Consider the following 16,605-nt stretch of genomic DNA (forward strand, 5'->3'; position numbering starts at 1 on the left):
GACAACAGTAATGGTTATCACCATTTGGACTACAAGACAATAATCATTTATTTCCGGTTCAGTCTCCGCCCAGAAAGTTTTTTCCAAATGCTACGGAATTGCTTTACTTCGGCAGTTGTAAACTTCAACTGTTTAATCAATAATTCCCGGTCTATCAGATTCATCACCTCCATAATTCGCCGCTCTCGGATCAAGGCATCGACCTGCTCGAAATCAACACGGTCATGGGTCAACAGGGGTAAAGGAATTTCCCCGATCTCCGTGGGTTCAAAAGTAAGCACCCCCCCGCCATAGCTACGCCCGGTGATCTCCGAAAAAGCGAAGGTCAGGGAATTTAAAAATGATAAGACCACCTTTTTTGAATCAACCTCCGGCCGGAAGCGCAGACGGTGGATCGTATCTGTGGACGAGGCATTGGTCTCATTAACGATCAGCTTAGGGTAATCGCCCACCTGCCTCAAGGCAAAACCTCCTGGTTCATAAACCGAGGGCGTAATATACCAGCGTTTCCTGATCCTGCATTTATAACCTTTATGATAACCCTTGGATTCTCCGTAACGGATATAAGCCTGGCAGGCCGGTGGCAGTTTATCGAAATCTTCATCCGGCGGCAGGAATAAAAAACTGTCTATTTCCGCGGCCGCATTTTCCAGGAAATCCTGTTCCGTAAATTTAATACCGCGGAAATGCGCCGAACGACTGACTACTCTTTTGGTATAAGGCAGGATGCCCCATTGTTCGGCAGTTTGCTGCGTGATCATAAAGAATTCGTTGATCCCTGTCACCAGGCCAACGTTTGTAATCATTAATTCACCCGCCAATTGGATGCGCGGGTCGGTTTTGAACCGCCTCAGCAAATGGATCTCAGCTTCGTCTAAAAAGTATTTCGTCCATTTCTCCGTATCGTGTTCCAGTACTTTAACGTCGCCATTTTGAACCGCCGCTATATCCAAGGTTTCCAGTTCTTCCATCGAAGTAACCTCAACCACACGTATTCCCTTAGCACCCGCCACTTCCTTTTCGCAAAGCAGCAGTACGACCTCCTGTTGAATATCTTTAAACACCAATTTCTTAAAAGTCACAATGGTTACTCTTTCAAAGAAACGCGACAGGAAAACACGCGTCTCAGCCGCGTATTTCACCTGGAAAAGCTCAGCCGGGATCACCATGCCTAATTTCCCACCGGGATTTAAACGGCCCGCCGATAGAACCAGGAACGGCACCCAGATATTCGTCAGCTTATTTGGGTTCAGGCCCATTTCCTGCATCATCTGTATCGCCAGGCTGCGGTGTTCTTCAGGAAAATTCTGGTAACGGATAAAAGGTGGGTTGCCTACTACAACGTCAAACCGTTCGGCCGGGTTGGCTGCCAAAAAGCTAAAGAAATCCGCATTGGTGATCGTTGTTGAATTTAGTCCATAATTAGCGGCACGTGCCTTAGACTTCTGCGCTTCCACGGCTAATAATTCTACTCCCTTAATCCGTCCAAACAATTCATTTTCCGGTACACCGATCTCCAATAACCTTTGGATAACGGCCTCCACGAAATTGCCGTCACCACAGCTGGGCTCCAAAACACGCACAGCCGGTTCTGTGATAGCCCATTTACAAATAAAATCAGCGATCGGCTGGGGCGTATAATAGCCGCCGCGCAGCTTACGGGAATCAATATCTTCTACCATGATGGGTTTCATCGCGTTATTCTTCAAAATCTGTTATAAAAATCTGGTCACTAAGTGCTGTGTTGATATCAGCTGCCGTGATCCCGTACAATTGATTGACCTGTTCCAGGAGGCCTGTTTCCAAAAACTCCAGCTTTCGCCGCAACACTACTTTCCTGGCTGGGTTATGCATATCCTGGTAACTCTTTTTCGTGCTGATTACTTGTTTGACCATCGCTACCAAGTCATCATGCAGTTTGAGTTCCACTGCGTCTGCGAAATTTATCGTGCGAATAGGCAGGCGCTCCATAAACTGCTTACCATGCGAATAATAAGCACCCCGGAATTCACTCGCACCCGACTTGATCATGCCTTCGAATAAAGGATGAGCCAATATCGCCAGGAAATATAATGGCGAGTAGCCTGTGCTGCTCAATAGGGAATAATAAGGACCGTTACCGCCACCGGTGAACTGGATGTTCGCCTCATCAAACACATAACTGGCTTCTTTTGATAACACTGGCCAGATCAGCTTATCGTTCGCATGAAATTTGGTAAGGCTTTGTGAACGCCCGAACTGGTACCACTTCGGGTCTTTAGAACCATTGATGCTTCTTTTTTCCAATGCCGTCTTATGCAAGGAAAGGTAAGCCCAGGCCAGCGGGTAATTGGCTTGGAAATAAGCTTCGCTGAATACTTCCGCCTTGTCCGTAATTATATAGGGAAAGATCATCTGGGCATTCCCCTGTACAGTGTCGAACAGCTCAAAACTCAAATCGTAAAGACAGGGTTTACAGATCGCTTTTTCTACTTCATAATCAACGCCGCCTTTCCGGAAACTGTAGGTTGCCGCAGTTTCTGCAATTGGCTGGAAGATATAGATCTTGTCGGCGCTGGTCTGTAGCCCCACAGTGATCTCCGCCACGCTGTTCAGTGGCGCGGTACCGGCCGCATATAGTTTATTAAAGACCTCCTGGGTTTCCTCTGCCAGGAAGATCCAGGGTTCTTCCCTGAAATCCCCTTTTTCATAAGTTTGATAAGCAGCCTGGCCGGAATATAGTTCCTTCGCCATGTGTTTAACCCGCTTAAACTCAAACTGATCATTGCCAGTCGGCCCCAAAACAATGATCGCGGTATAAGTGCTGCGCTGCGGGAAAACTTGCGTTACCCCAAAGTGGATGATCTTAGCCAGTTCGCTGGTGCCTGTAATAAAACGGCGCAGCGCACGGCCTCCCTTTACGATAAAGAATTTATTGGGCACGATATAACCCAATCGCCCGGAAGGCAGCAGCAGTTGTACTGCCCGCTGGATAAACAAATAGTATTTATCAAAAGTATCCGACTGGGCAACCGTATAGCCCGCCACAGCGTGTTGGTAGAACTTGATTTCTTCTGCAAGGTATTTCACCATATGTTGGATACGGACATAAGGTGGGTTGCCAATGATCGCGTCGAAGCCGCCTGATCCAGCTAAGAAAGGAAATTCCGTTGACCAGTTAAAGGGCTTGACCTTATATAGCAGGTCATTATTGTTAATGGCGGTGAGGTCGAAAGTAAAATAGCTATCATCTACCAGCGAGTTACCTGTTTTGATATGGCCGTCCAGCGAAGGCAGCACCTTTTTACCATGGTGGGCTAAAAAGTGATTCACCGACCCGGAATTCTCCTGCTCTAATAACTTCAGGAACAGGCTAAACTTGGTTACTTCAACCGCGTAGGGGTTGATATCCACGCCGTAAATATGGTTAAGTAGCACCGCGTGCCTCCCTTTTAAAGTCAGGCTGTAAGAGCCTGTTTTGTCTAAAGCTAAAAGTTCAGGGTCAGGGTTGCATGCGGCGATTAAGGCCAGCGTGATCTTTTCCAGCAAGTAATCATAAAGCGCGACCAGGAAGGTACCCGAGCCGCAGCAGATGTCAGCGACCTTCAGATGCACTATTTCGGCCAGTGTTTTGCCTTCAAACAAGGGTTCCAAGGTTTCACGGATCAACTGCCGCACCACCAGTTTGGGTGTCGGCACCACACCGCTGGATGCCGCTACTTCCGGCTCTTCCACCAGCGTGACCTGACCTGGTGCGGTAACCGAAATCCGGCTACCCAAGTAGCGTTCATAGATCTGCCCGAGTATGGCCGGATCCACCACGGAGAAATCATAAGGGCTTTCCGGGTAATAGAGTTCGTTAAAGATTCCCACCAAGATAGCTGCATCCAGGTTGATATGCAAAGAGAGCTGGTCGTCGATGAAATCGAATAGGCCGGAATTATATTTTTGATCAGAACTCAAAAAAACCGCTTTCAGCTCGTCATAGTTCTTTACCTTTTTTAAAGTCTCGTATTTTTCAATATCGCGGTCTTCGCAAATACGTAGGAATACGATCCGGTTCAGCAAACGCTGCACCAGGATATTAACCGTTTCCTCGTCCAGCTCGGGGTTACTAGTGATGATGTTTCCTGCAAGCAGTAAGCGCCATCTTTCGATCTGGCCCAGGAACACTTCATCAAAGGTGCTGAGTTCCGGCACACTTAATGAAAAGTACTCATCTAAATAACCGGCTGAAACCGAACTAAAGGAAAGCAGGTCATATAGCGCATCAAAGTTCGCCACGAAATCTGTATATCGGAAAACCCGGTAGCGCGCTACAGAAGGTTCATCCGTGCTGTGGGGCTGGTGGCGGCAATCATAAACCACCAGTTTGTCAAAATTGGTTAAGACCGTGACGCCTAAGTTCGCACTCCAGCCATACCGCCGAGCTTGGAAAGCCGACCTGGCCGAGCGCTCGATATCGACCGCTACTTTTTTGGCTTCCACGAAAAATTTCCGCGCACCCTGCACTCGCAGCGTATAGTCCGGATTCTTTTTGGCCAGTACATCGGCTTCGGCCACTTCGATAGCCTCTTCCTGGATGACATCACGCAGGAATTGCGTTTGGGCAGATTCGTTATCAATATCCCAGCCGAATGTCTTCAGCAGCGGGCTGATAAAATCAACGCGCAACTGCGCTTCATTATAAGTGTTTTTACTGTATACGTCATACTGGGCAGCAAACACTCCCACTATCTGTTCCAATTGCAAACGACTTTCTTCTTTGGTATGGGTAACGTTATAAGCCATTTGCCAGCGTTAAATTATCTTTTAAATGATTCTTAATCTGCGCACCTGCCAGCGTGATCGCTTTAAGACCCAGTTGTTCACCTGCCACCACATCCAGCAAATGATCCGCCAGCCATAGGGTCAGCAATTCTTCACCGTCCGCTTTCAGCGCCAGGGCGAACAGGTTAACCTGCTCTTTTTTAGCCTTGCGGTCACCGCTTTCGATCTTACTTAACATCGGCGGGTCGATATGTAGTCGGTCAGCCACTTGCTTTTGCAAAAGCCTGCCGTCTTGGCGGAGCTGCCTGATCTTAGTGCCGAACTGGTTTGCCATTACTTGTCAAGTTTTGACAAGTTTAAACTAAAATCTTTAGCAAAGGAAATAATTTTATGCACATTCAGTTGTTAACTGCTACATTGGATAAGGTTCATGTCTTCCGTTTCAGTGGCATCTATGGCGATTTCAACGCTTGCAGCATTCCCATTTACGAAAGTTTCAGTTTCAAAATCTATTTCTGCCGCAGCCACTAAGATTTTGAAGTGCGTGGCGCCAGCAGGGCTTGCTACCATGTTAATTGGAATAAAGGCCGGAATGTCAACGCTGAGCGTTCCTGCAACACGATCTATAGCTGTGGTAAATGACGTTGCGTTGTCCTCTTACATTGGTAGTATCTGCCTGGATGACTTTCATCATTTCACGGCCCAGCCGGGAAGACATGTAGCTATCACCAATATTTAAAAGTAATGCACGAAACGCCGTGCGCAGTAATTTACCGGCCTCACCTGCCCGGCCAAACTCAGCTCCGTTTTCACGCGTGCGGATAAACGCCGGATCTGTTGCAATACGGTTAGCATCAACACCGCCTTTTTCACGTGCCAGGTTACCGGCCTTTGATTTATAAAAGGTGATATTGCCAATCATTCCTTTTAAAGGGATTATTCCGCTTTGTCTTGCCATTGAAAACAATTTTAGATAGTAAACTTTTACATAGCCAGCCCCATTAGGTTTACATCTGCGCAGGATGCAGTAAATTTGCATTTAACCACACGAAACTAAGCAGGCATCTTAAACCAAAAAAAATTCCATTCCGATTATGCCGAATTTGCACATATTGGTACCACATCGCATAGTGATTTATGCAAAAGACATCCGAAATATTACGGGTAGGAGTGAACGTACCGCCAGGAAGATGTTCCAGGAGATCCGCAAAGCCAATGGTAAGAGGAGGGGAGATTTGGTAACGGTGGCGGAATTTTGCAGGTTTATAGGAATAGAGGAAGGTTTGGTATCACAGTTTCTTATATAATGATGGTACAGGTTCCAGGTTGATATGAAGCGTATATACTTCATGGTTATAGTTCCAATATATTTTAAGCTGATTTGTATTGATTTAGCAAGCCTTTTCGTACCTTTGTATAGATAAGAAGTTCTTGCAAACCTGATCAAAATAAGCTATTCCGGGAGGTGACAAAAAAGATTACACAAACTTTTAAAACCCCGAAAGGCCGCGATTTATAAGGCATTGATATAGTCCCAAGGGGATCACTGGAAGATTTCAAACCTCGCGCTTGGCGCGGGGTTTTCTTTTTAGTTGAGTCCCTTTGGTATAGCCCCGATTTCAGGGTACTCAGCTTTTACTAAAATATGAAAATCCGAATCGGATTGTACCAACCTTCATCGTTATAGTCTTTTCCCGCAAAGAGGTCAGAAATAATTTAAATCTGTTGTTTTGCGATACTCTTGGTCGCATAGTTATTTATTATATTTGCCTATTTATCACAAATTGCTCCATAGAATGGAAGATGTCAATCTTTGGTTAGATCAGCCTAGAAAGGGTTAATCAGAAGTTAAGAATAAAGAAGGTTTTATTTAGTAGAATCTTTCGATGAGACAACCTGGAAGTCTTCCGGACATTTTATTGTGCTCATCAATCAACGCTTTCAATAGCTTATTTTTAACTTCATAATGAAAAGATGAATATAATTTTGTGGATAATACAGGGGCTTCTCTCTACATTTTTTATTTTGCCTGGTTATGGAAAAATTGCAGGAAGTAAAGAAAAGCACATCGCAGACGGACATTTGAAACCGAGCAGGTCTATAATACCAATTCGAATTTTAGGGGTTCTGGAATTATTAGGATGTATCGGCATTATAGTCCCATGGCTTTCAGGCATTGCACCAATTATGACACCTATGGCAGCGGCAGCCTTTTGCTCAATCATGTTAGCAGGTATGGTTGTTCACGTCAGGAAGAAAGAATACAAAATGCTCCCAATGTTGATTGTAGTTTTTATCCTGTCAGCAATTGTTGCATACTTTAGGTTCGCAGGTCTAGCATCACAATAGAAAATATCCAATGGTTCAATGGAAGATTACAAAGCTCGCGCTAGTCGCGGGCTTTGTTGTTTTTGGACTATTTGTTAGTCTGTCAAGGTGCGGATTCGATGTTTCGGCTTACCTTTTTGAGCTCAGTATGTTCTGATTCAAGATCTTTTAGACGCTTGACATCCCTGGCTTCCATCTCTCCATATTACTTCTTACTGATAATTTCCTTATATAAAGCAGAATTATTCAACAAGTCCTGATGAGATCCTCCTTCAATAAGGACTTTTCCTTCATCTATAACAATAATATTGTCAAAAACATTGATATTTGAGAGGTTATGTGAAATTACAACGACTGTCTTATTTTCATTCGAAAAATTCCTGATTATTTCAGTCACATAATCATGACCACCCTTATCGAGCGAAGAAGTTGGCTCGTCGAGAAGTAATATTTCAGGATTTCTGTATAAAGCCCGGGCAATAGCAATTTTCTGCTTTTGGCCGGCCGATAGCAAAACTCCATTTTCTCCAATGTAGGTGTTAAAACCATTAGATTGTTTTTCTATGAAAGATAGTAAGTTAATCTGTTTACAGACTTTCATCAGGGTTTCATAATCAATCCTGTGGGGCTCGCCTATTGTAATATTTTCAATAATAGTTCCGGCAAACAGGTCTATTTTTTGAGGGACAACTCCTATCATTTTCCTTAAAGAGTGATTGCTTATGGTATCTAGACTGTACGCTCCTATATGTACATTTCCTGCGTCAATAGGATACATGTTTTGTAAAAGATTCATGATTGTACTTTTACCTGAACCATTATTCCCTATTATTGCGGTTGATTTTCTATGAGGAATAAGAAGGGATATATTATCCAGAATAATTGCACGGTTACCATATCGAAAAGTGACGTTTTTGAAAGTAATATCTCCAATCATACTAGTTTGAAGATCAACCTTGCTGGTCTGATTTTCGGCCTCTGTTTTTAAATCCATAATTTCAAATAGCCTGTCAGATGCAATAACTGCTTCCTGAATTTGTTTATTCGATGCAATTAATGCAAAAAGAGGGGCGGTAAAGTACGCCAGGAGACTATAGAAGGAAAACAACTCTCCGGTAGTAATTATACCGTCTGTAACCATGAAAGTCCCAAAATAAAGCAGAAGAACGATAAGTGCCTTATTTACCAGGTCGCTTATTACTTTAATATAAGAATTTGAAGTATAAGCTTGGTATATGGTTCTTAAAAAGACGATAAAACTATTTTCCGTTTTTTCGTTCACATAGTTTTCTAAGCCCAATCTTTTGATGGTACCTGAAGCATTTATTGATTCGACAAGTTGGCTCTCCAAAACTGCCGATGCCTCCATTCCTTTTCTCTGATAGATTCGGTTAATTCTATGACTGAAGAAATAAAGTAAAATCGCAAGAGGTATAATCAGGGACATCAGCAGTGCAAGTTTCCAGGAATAAATAGCCATTAAAACCAAGGATAACATGACAATAGCCCCGTTTAGAAAGATACTGATACAGACTTCATTTATAAAACTCCGGATCTTAATGGCGTCATTTACACGGCTGATAATTTCTCCTACACGCATCCCATCAAAAAATGCCTGAGGCAGGTAAATAATGTGTTTATAATATCCTAATATCAATTTTACATCAACTAGTTTCCCTATTTGTATAATTAAAAGCTCTTTGGAAAGATTGATAAAAGCTTGCATCACCACGATAATAATCATTATTATAGTCAATAGATTTAAAAGATTATTATTGGAGCTGGGGATTACATAATCTGTAATTTTTTGCACGTAAATTGAGGTGGAAACACCAAGTGTGGCATAGATTATTCCACCAAACAGCACCTGGAGAAACAATGATTTTTGAGGTTTTATAAGAGACCAAAAGTGAGAAGCATGCGACCGGGTAAAATTACCAGTCTCAAATTCAGCATCCGGAGTTAGCGTGATCAGCGTTCCACTCCAGATTTTCAGGAAATCTTTATGGCTATATTTAATGATTGTACCATAAGCGGGATCCATCACCTTAACATATTTTTTTGTAGTTTTATAAATGACTACATAATGGGGTTGCCTACTGATGAATACATGCGCAACAATTGGCTCTTTTCGTTCTTCCAAATCAATCAATTGTGCATTTGCGTATGCTGTAGAGATAAATCCCATACTTTTGGCAGCTTTGACGATTCCCAGAACCGTTGTGCCTCTAAGGTCCGTTTTGGTTAGACTACGGACGCTTGCTATTGAGATTTTAAGTTTATAATAAGAACAAACACTAACCAAACAGGCAGCGCCACAATCAAATGGATCATGCTGTTTAATTTTAATTCCCATCTTCCATTCTTTTTGTATTAAACCAATCAGCAGCTTTATCTGTAATCAACTTTCTTAAACTTCTCCGGGTTAAGGATAAGAATCATTATTAGTATTATCATACTCCAACTTATGCTGTTCGAATTGACGTGCCCTGCATGGTGATTTGTCCTAATAAGATAAGATACAGACCGATTGAAGGGACTGTACCTTATCTCCAGGATGTTTACCATTCAGGGATTAGTGTGAACATAGCAACTGGGTTTGCCAGCAAACACCATACAGTCGACCCTCCATCAATTGAAGCCATATCAGATTCGGTTAACTCTGTTACGGTTCTCTTTTCAATTGACAATGACTTTAAATCATCCATTTCAAGTTTGCATTCTTCTTTTAATAACATAGTTTCTGGGTTTAAAAATTGCGTCTACTCTGATAGCTTTTCGACATCCGCTTTTATTTCTATTAAAGAAATTATTTTTTGCTATTTATCGCGATATGAGATAAATAGTAATTATAAATAAAGTAATAAATAACCATCTCATTAGTTCTTGGTTTGAATGAAAAAACGCGATTTAGAGTCATGTGGGTAACACTACTAAAGTATCGGAGTTCACTAAAAAAAACAGCGTTCTCTTTTTTTTTCTCAGGAAAATGAGACAAAAATCCAGCTATACCCTTTTGATTAGCCGATACAATATGCTTAATGAAAGAAATATCTGAATCATTGCGGTCATATTTTTTGTCATTTGATAATAACTCCTGTAGCTTATCCCTATGTTTTCGATATTTTAAATTTAAAGCTTTCTTTTCCTCCTTGCCTACGTTGAACTCAATGTAAAAAGCATCCAAACTTTTTTTTAAATGACTTACTTTATCAGAAGAGCTAAACCCAGCAGTGTTAAAAAATGAGTCAACGGAGACAACCGCAAACATCCATTTCTTTTCTTCCCATTCATTTGAATTAAAATTAACAAGGAAGTCAAGGAAATTAATACTTTCAAGATGAAATATACCTTCTGTCAGGTCGATGGATTTATCTCCATAGCGATCCAATTCCCGAATATAATTGTCTGTACTTAGCCTTGAAACCAGGTTCATTTGGACAGCTTTCTGCAGATACCGGCAAATTATTTCATAAACTTTTCCCTTGTTACTATCATCTATCAGCTTAACTCTAAAACGCAAATGAAAGTAAGGGTCATAATACCTAATAAAGAACCACATCGTTATAAGACCTGCTTCAATAAGTAAGTCTGTCACAGGTTTAAGATAATTTAGGAGGACGTGGTCTGCTGAACTCTCACCACAATAAATTTTGAAGTATAGCCATTCTGGTTCGGGTGCATCATTGCCTGGCTCCATTCTGGTTTCATGGGGAAAGTTTCGATACATTTTGAACTCCTTTGAACCATCGATTAATACAGTCCCCATGAGTTGATTGGCTGAAATTGTATGTTCGTCTTCGTGATAAAGAAATTCTTTGATTAATATTTGAGAACGATTCTTTGCTGCTTTCAGAAGGAACCTGAATGTGATCTGCGTTTCAAAGTCAATCAACAGTTCATTATCTCCGTCAGCTAAGACCACATATCTTGGAAACCTGAATCTGTTTACGAACTCCTCTATTAATTCAGTTATTGACTTATCACCATCATTTTTATAAAAACAATGTAGGTCCGATCTATCCAACTTCCACATCGCAGGATATAAAATTACCTTGCCATAAGTTACGCGCGGGAAAAACTCGAAACAATGAAGAAGATCACCCCACTGGAAACTAATATTATTTTTCAAATTTTGCTTTTGAAAATCGCACAGGAAGCGGTATACAGGTAAGTTACTCGAACTGTAATTATGCATTGAATTAAGCCTTGGTCGCACAAAATACTTTAACTTTTTTGACCATAGTAACAACACTCCATCCATACACTTTAAATAGAGGTCATTAATGTTTACCGAATACTTTCCCGACTTGTTGGAGTTCCCGAGATATGCGAGATTATATTGCCCAAAATCTGGATGTTGGACAATATTGGCAGCTTTGTCGCTTGGTATGTGTATTATTTCAACATCAATACAATTTACCAGTTCATTTTCTTCATATGATATAATATCTTTCGCTAAATCAGCAATATCTGTTTTTATGTAAGCAAAGCGACTAATCGCATTTACAGCTGAGGGACCAAAAAAGCCTTCCAGCTGAATTTTATACGAATCGTTATTGATCAATCTGAAAAGAGCTGAGAGAGTGGACGGCAGATTGTTCGTTTGTCTTTCCCTGATCGGCAGATCATTGTCTGTCAAAGATATTTCATACGCCCGATTATCCCTGCCGGCCATTATTTTTTTAAAAAGCAGCCGATTACTGTAGTTCCATTTGATGCTTATAGCTTCACGAGGCGATTGGTGAAGGTCAATATCATTTACAAACGGCGAATACCCGAAATTTTTGCTAACTGGATAACCAAGACCACTATCATAATCCATGATCAGGTTGAGGGGCATAAAGCGATCACCATACTTTTCTGAAAATTGCTGTGAGAAAAGATTTAATTCTTTATCCTGATTATTTCCTTCAAAAAATGAATTTAGGAAAGTAAATGATTGCGCTAACAGCACCTTGTAATCCGCACTAACTGCTTCCTCTACTCCTTCAAAAAAGGAATCTACCTGTATAAGATTACTTTCGACCTGGTTAGGTATTATCAATTTCGACCTTTGATATAAGTTTTTGTATGCCCCTACGCCTAATGTATTATTTTCATTTACGTGTTGAAGATCCGAGCGCAAAGCATTGATAAAGTCCATAGCATCGTGTAATTCTCTCATTTCGCGATCGGGAAGATCTAAACCGATAAGGGCTTTAATATTATTTGAAATTTGTTGGAGAATATCAGTACCAACAGGGGACGGCTCGAAAGCGGAGGTCAGCACCTTACTTTCAATTAAGTAATCGAGGAATTCATTTGCAGCTTTAACATCGATGCCATTCTTAACAAGAAAACGCTCAAGATCTATAAAAGTTGCTCCTGTGATCGTTAAGTCAAATACCTCTTCGATGAGGCCGGATATTTTTATAGCGGCAATTTGATACTTCCTGGCAAATCCATATGGAAAAAACTCTACATACCTGAATTCATTATTTATTTTGTAACCGCTATTATTTAGAAAGTATACTGAATATCTCTTTGCAACAGTTAAATTTGATATTTTTTTGATTGTAGCAGCTAAAAAATGGAAATCTAATCTTGCTTTTCTTCTCCAACGGATCTTACCAGGATTAAAAACAACGTCCCCCTTGCCCCAGGAAGTTATTCCCACTCCAGAAAATAAACCAAAAGGCGTACTTCTTGTTGACATTCTGGTATAGTACTTTGCAAGAGTAAGCTCTAACGTATCAACATCAGCGGCAGTAAGAGCGTTTGCCTGAAATTTAATGCATTTATCATAGACGACGGGAGAAGCTACATAAACAGCTTCCAAAAAGAATACATCCTTCATCATCATTTCTATAGTCAAATCCGCAGCGAAAGTTTTTTTGTGGATTATATAGCGTGGTAATCTCAGAAATACCTTATCATGGAATCTAAAATTCATCTATATTAATGATTAGGTTATGTTTTGGTAGTAAGCAGCTTAAAACATTTTTGTTTATGTCTATTCGATATAAGCTTTTTGCCTTTTGCTTAAACAAAGCAACTAAATTAACCATGTCAGTACAATACCTGATTACCGGTATTTTTTTCTACCAGTACTTCGGTTTTATAATCCTTTCCTATTCAGTAAAACAGGCTGTTTATGAAGAAATCTTTATTTGCTCCGGACAGAAATATTTGACCGTTATGGGTTAAAAGAAGTTTTCCTTTACTCCTGCAGTTTAGGTCCATCCTTTTTTATCTAGAAGGTTACACTGAAGGCCCGTTGTCTAACATTCATTTCTTCAGCTTTATACCGCGAACGTAATATTTCTTTCTGTGAGACTAAACCCTTTCTTATGGAGATACCTTTACTTGGTATACGCTGCATTTACCAGGTTGTTGTCCTGACAATTCTGATGTTGACTACCATATCAACTTTTCCTGTATTTTCACAGACGAAACCCAATGTAATCGTTTCGGTAACAAATGGTGTTTGCCAGTCAGACGGGAAGATCACGGTAACTGCTACCAATACCGCTCCACCGGTGCTCTACGAGTTGTTGGACGCCAACAGCATGGCGGTTGTAGTGCCGCAGCAAGGTCCTTGATGGCGGTCACAAGGTATTGGAGACAAATTTTGATGAGGTATTGGATCTCATTAGTAATTTTTTAAGCGTAACCCGGACTACTAATCTGTGACGAGAAATCGATCACCGAATGATTGAGTAGGGCGATAGCATTTAGGAGATTTTACAGAGAGCTATCGTTACCTATTTGCTTTAAATTTAGCAAAAGGAAATTCGATTCCTGTACCATAGGAAACGGCTAGCGTAATAGTACCCTATCTCGCTATTGCAACTGCAATAAACTGATAAATTATGGATCTTAACTTTGGCCCTTTTGGGAAGTACCTGCTTTACACCTTTTATTATTGGTACATTACTGTACCAATAGCTTTTTTACTGCTCTGGGCTTGCCTCCACAGAAATAGCAAACCGGGTATAAGATGGATTTCGGGTATTGGCGCTACTGTGCTGTTATTTCCGATGGTGGTAATGGTATGGGATCCGGGCGGATTAATAGATAATGGAATCAATAAACCGGAGGTAAGGCCACAAAAAATGCTACATACTTATATCTTGAAGCAGCCCGAAACTACAGCCGGCATTGTCCTTTCGGCCGGAGATACTGTTTTTTATGCTACGGAGTTTGATATGAACTACAGGAAAGAGGCACAATTGAACGATATTGACTCCGTTCATTTATCAAAACCTGCCCGTTTTTTCAATTTACAGGTAAAGGATATTATCAGGGTTGGCTTGCACAATGAATGGAACGTTACGCTTACCCATCAACAACTGGTATTTGGTTGGCCCTGTATTGGTGAGGTGATGATTGGTGCCGACAGCACATTTATCAGGGGAACGCTGGCCGACGATTACATTTTACTAGGCTATCGTTTACCCAAAGGCTCAGAGGTCACGTATGACTCCGATTATGTAAACATCGTTTTGCCAAATTTGGAATTGCTTACCATCACCGGGAGAACAGGACGACCACTTTCGGAAGAGGACAAGCAACAGGCCGATTTACTAAAATATAAGCGCCAATAAACTCAGAAAAGGGCTGTGGCGTAGAATGTATGGCCAAACGATATGGATGTGGATTGTTTTTCTATTGCTTATCATCAAATGGAAGTATTAGCCTGATATAATCGTAGGTACTTTTCTCAATAACCTTATCGCCATTATCATTCGGGTATAGCAATTTTATTTTCAGCCATAGTTCGCGGTACGATACCAGCTTAACCTCCGCCGGTTTCCATTCTGTTATCCTTATCTCAAGCAATCTTTTTATTCCGTAATATTGTCCCTTAAATTGCAGGTTGGTGACGATGGTTTGCCCTACACGTTCTCCTTTACCCCTTGGTGCGGTTGTATAAATCTCTTCCACAACTCTTATTCCGGTTAATGTGGTAGCTCCCTTTGATACAGGTGTGATTAAGGTGTTCTTGTTACCCGCAGTTTTTGTGTTCGAATTTTCCCATTCTTTTCTACTTAGTTTTTTTACCGAAAAAGTGGCAAAGGGCGTTCTGTTATCAACAAATGCGGTATAGGTTTTTTCAAATTGGTTGAAAGAAGTATCTGTTTGTGCCATAGCGGAAGTGTTTAGAAAGAAAAGAAATATCAAGATATTTGATGGCGATGTTTTCATACTATGGCAATATCTTTCTTTACTGAGCAAATGCTGTTTCATATTTTCCGTGTCAAACCAAAAGGACAATGAGGCCAATAAAAGCCAATACTGCTTCTACAATCCAAATTGTTAGAAGGCTTTTGATGGTAAGCCTGAAAATTACATCTAATACCAATGTAATCACAAATAAAAACCCTGTTAGCAAGACAATATAACCCCCATACCTGCCTTTGGGTATGTTTTGTATACCTTGTAAATAATAAATCGTAGCTATCAGTGCTATTATCGAAATAATAGCGAAGGGTGTAATTTGCAATCTCATAATTTTTATAGCAATATTGATGTTTGGGGCTGGCAACAAAACTTTTATAGTTCTTTCAAATTACAAAGATACTCAGTAATACAAAGAATAAAATACCGGTATCCAGGGATATTTGTCAGCACCATAATGTCTATTTTTGGAATATGAGCCCACAACCAATCTTTCAGTTATTGCTCTTGTTATCAGCAATTATGACATTTACAAACGGCAATGCCCAAGCAAAAAACAATCAGTTGTTAGATATTTATAAAGTAGATTTTGGCTTTTACATTAAGGCAACAGATACCAGCAGCCCATCTGAAGTGCCGATGCACGTGGAGCAGGAACGGATAGAAAAGGCCGGTTGGAAACTTTTGGTAATTTATGCTCATCCCGGGTATTTGTATGCAGAGGATATTTTGCCCAACGGCGATAGAACAATCTGGCAGATAGAATACAAAATCAAAAGGCTGATGGAATTGCGGGGCAAAATGGCGCTTCCGATGAATTTTGATGAATTTATGAAGACCAATGTTTACCATGCCGGTGAGGGTTTTCCGGAGCGGTGGAAAAAGCACGGTGGTATTACACTAACCAATGATACAATGACTGTAGCCGGCTATCTCTGTAAACGTGCAGTAATCAATTATTCCCCGGATGCGGTAAGGCCGGGTGATACAAAGCAGGAAACAACAGTGTGGTACTGCCCCGAACTGCCCCGGTTTTATTTGCCCTCGTTTGAATACCTGCAAAAAATACCCGGTATGGCTTTGTTGGTTTACAGCGACAGAGGCTACGGCGAAATAAAAGGGATGATCGCAAAAAGCGTTGTGAAGCTGGAAAAGCCGGTGTCGTTTTACCAATTGCCCGAAGGAACATTTATAATGTATCCGCCTAAAATAAAATAAAAATCAGCTTTGAAGGGGCAAAATAACATAGGATAATGTCAATTTTGACGGTATGTTACCGGGATATATCATTTAGCTTAGTGCACCGTTCCCTCATGAATTAAGTGTAGAATCACAGGGGGAAGAAAATTCGTAACAAGAACAGGT

At 41.0% G+C, this 16,605-nt stretch carries 13 protein-coding genes; 4 read left to right on the forward strand and 9 right to left on the reverse strand.

Annotated elements, in window-relative coordinates; all coding sequences use genetic code 11:
* Positions 1 to 47 precede the first annotated feature (47 nt).
* The 5 genes from QFZ48_RS21440 to QFZ48_RS21460 form a co-directional block, all read right to left on the reverse strand.
* Complete coding sequence (locus QFZ48_RS21440; RefSeq protein ID WP_429063520.1) at positions 48 to 1,709, reverse strand: Eco57I restriction-modification methylase domain-containing protein; 1,662 nt, start codon at positions 1,707 to 1,709, stop codon at positions 48 to 50.
* A complete protein-coding gene (locus QFZ48_RS21445) occupies positions 1,699 to 4,770 on the reverse strand; it encodes an Eco57I restriction-modification methylase domain-containing protein (protein ID WP_429063521.1) in 3,072 nt (1,023 codons plus the stop codon). Before QFZ48_RS21445 ends, QFZ48_RS21440 begins: the two co-directional genes overlap by 11 nt.
* Complete coding sequence (locus tag QFZ48_RS21450; RefSeq protein WP_429063523.1) at positions 4,760 to 5,083, reverse strand: helix-turn-helix domain-containing protein; 324 nt, start codon at positions 5,081 to 5,083, stop codon at positions 4,760 to 4,762. The genes QFZ48_RS21445 and QFZ48_RS21450 overlap by 11 nt, the downstream gene beginning before the upstream one ends.
* 71 nt (positions 5,084 to 5,154) lie before the next feature.
* Positions 5,155 to 5,319, reverse strand: coding sequence for a hypothetical protein (locus QFZ48_RS21455; RefSeq protein WP_429063524.1), 165 nt, complete (start codon positions 5,317 to 5,319; stop codon positions 5,155 to 5,157).
* 25 nt (positions 5,320 to 5,344) lie between these two features.
* On the reverse strand, positions 5,345 to 5,707 hold the full coding sequence (locus QFZ48_RS21460) for a hypothetical protein (RefSeq protein ID WP_429063526.1): 363 nt from the start codon (positions 5,705 to 5,707) through the stop codon (positions 5,345 to 5,347).
* Positions 5,708 to 6,723: 1,016 nt separating this feature from the next.
* Between QFZ48_RS21460 and QFZ48_RS21465 the strand changes: the two genes are divergently transcribed.
* Positions 6,724 to 7,098 carry a DoxX family protein gene (locus QFZ48_RS21465; protein WP_429063527.1) on the forward strand — a complete coding sequence of 125 codons (375 nt, stop codon included), beginning with the start codon at positions 6,724 to 6,726 and terminating at the stop codon, positions 7,096 to 7,098.
* A gap of 184 nt (positions 7,099 to 7,282) precedes the next feature.
* Here the strand turns inward: QFZ48_RS21465 and QFZ48_RS21470 are convergent, their stop codons facing one another.
* From QFZ48_RS21470 to QFZ48_RS21480, 3 genes are all read right to left on the reverse strand, one after another.
* Positions 7,283 to 9,433 (reverse strand): peptidase domain-containing ABC transporter, encoded by a 2,151-nt coding sequence (locus QFZ48_RS21470; protein WP_429063528.1) that lies wholly within the window; start codon positions 9,431 to 9,433, stop codon positions 7,283 to 7,285.
* A 205-nt stretch (positions 9,434 to 9,638) separates the two neighbouring features.
* Complete coding sequence (locus QFZ48_RS21475; protein WP_429049931.1) at positions 9,639 to 9,815, reverse strand: hypothetical protein; 177 nt, start codon at positions 9,813 to 9,815, stop codon at positions 9,639 to 9,641.
* A gap of 71 nt (positions 9,816 to 9,886) precedes the next feature.
* Positions 9,887 to 13,012, reverse strand: a complete 3,126-nt coding sequence (locus QFZ48_RS21480; protein WP_429063529.1) for a lantibiotic dehydratase — start codon at positions 13,010 to 13,012, stop codon at positions 9,887 to 9,889.
* Positions 13,013 to 13,409: 397 nt separating this feature from the next.
* Here QFZ48_RS21480 and QFZ48_RS21485 point away from each other — a divergent pair, with 397 nt between their 5' ends.
* Both QFZ48_RS21485 and QFZ48_RS21490 read left to right on the forward strand, forming a co-directional pair.
* The gene (locus QFZ48_RS21485; protein ID WP_429049927.1) at positions 13,410 to 13,661 is read left to right on the forward strand and encodes a hypothetical protein; all 252 of its coding nucleotides are present in this window, start codon (positions 13,410 to 13,412) and stop codon (positions 13,659 to 13,661) included.
* Positions 13,662 to 13,931: 270 nt separating this feature from the next.
* Complete coding sequence (locus QFZ48_RS21490; RefSeq protein ID WP_429049926.1) at positions 13,932 to 14,666, forward strand: hypothetical protein; 735 nt, start codon at positions 13,932 to 13,934, stop codon at positions 14,664 to 14,666.
* A 61-nt stretch (positions 14,667 to 14,727) separates the two neighbouring features.
* Here QFZ48_RS21490 and QFZ48_RS21495 read toward each other — a convergent pair whose 3' ends face one another.
* A complete protein-coding gene (locus QFZ48_RS21495; protein ID WP_429063531.1) occupies positions 14,728 to 15,210 on the reverse strand; it encodes a hypothetical protein in 483 nt (160 codons plus the stop codon).
* A 594-nt stretch (positions 15,211 to 15,804) separates the two neighbouring features.
* Here QFZ48_RS21495 and QFZ48_RS21500 point away from each other — a divergent pair.
* On the forward strand, positions 15,805 to 16,458 hold the full coding sequence (locus QFZ48_RS21500) for a hypothetical protein (RefSeq protein ID WP_429063533.1): 654 nt from the start codon (positions 15,805 to 15,807) through the stop codon (positions 16,456 to 16,458).
* Positions 16,459 to 16,605 lie beyond the last annotated feature (147 nt).

The sequence above is a fragment of the Chitinophaga sp. W2I13 genome, assembly GCF_050434005.1.
GTDB lineage: Bacteria > Bacteroidota > Bacteroidia > Chitinophagales > Chitinophagaceae > Chitinophaga.

Excerpts from the sequence above, each read along its gene's own strand:
- QFZ48_RS21480 (WP_429063529.1), bottom strand. The coding sequence starts at position 13,012 with ATGAATTTTAGATTCCATGATAAGGTATTTCTGAGATTACCACGCTAT.
- QFZ48_RS21470 (WP_429063528.1), bottom strand. The coding sequence starts at position 9,433 with ATGGGAATTAAAATTAAACAGCATGATCCATTTGATTGTGGCGCTGCC.
- QFZ48_RS21495 (WP_429063531.1), bottom strand. The coding sequence starts at position 15,210 with ATGGCACAAACAGATACTTCTTTCAACCAATTTGAAAAAACCTATACC.
- QFZ48_RS21475 (WP_429049931.1), bottom strand. The coding sequence starts at position 9,815 with ATGTTATTAAAAGAAGAATGCAAACTTGAAATGGATGATTTAAAGTCA.
- QFZ48_RS21460 (WP_429063526.1), bottom strand. The coding sequence starts at position 5,707 with ATGGCAAGACAAAGCGGAATAATCCCTTTAAAAGGAATGATTGGCAAT.
- QFZ48_RS21485 (WP_429049927.1), top strand. The coding sequence starts at position 13,410 with ATGGAGATACCTTTACTTGGTATACGCTGCATTTACCAGGTTGTTGTC.
- QFZ48_RS21455 (WP_429063524.1), bottom strand. The coding sequence starts at position 5,319 with ATGGTAGCAAGCCCTGCTGGCGCCACGCACTTCAAAATCTTAGTGGCT.
- QFZ48_RS21445 (WP_429063521.1), bottom strand. The coding sequence starts at position 4,770 with ATGGCTTATAACGTTACCCATACCAAAGAAGAAAGTCGTTTGCAATTG.
- QFZ48_RS21450 (WP_429063523.1), bottom strand. The coding sequence starts at position 5,083 with ATGGCAAACCAGTTCGGCACTAAGATCAGGCAGCTCCGCCAAGACGGC.
- QFZ48_RS21465 (WP_429063527.1), top strand. The coding sequence starts at position 6,724 with ATGAATATAATTTTGTGGATAATACAGGGGCTTCTCTCTACATTTTTT.
- QFZ48_RS21490 (WP_429049926.1), top strand. The coding sequence starts at position 13,932 with ATGGATCTTAACTTTGGCCCTTTTGGGAAGTACCTGCTTTACACCTTT.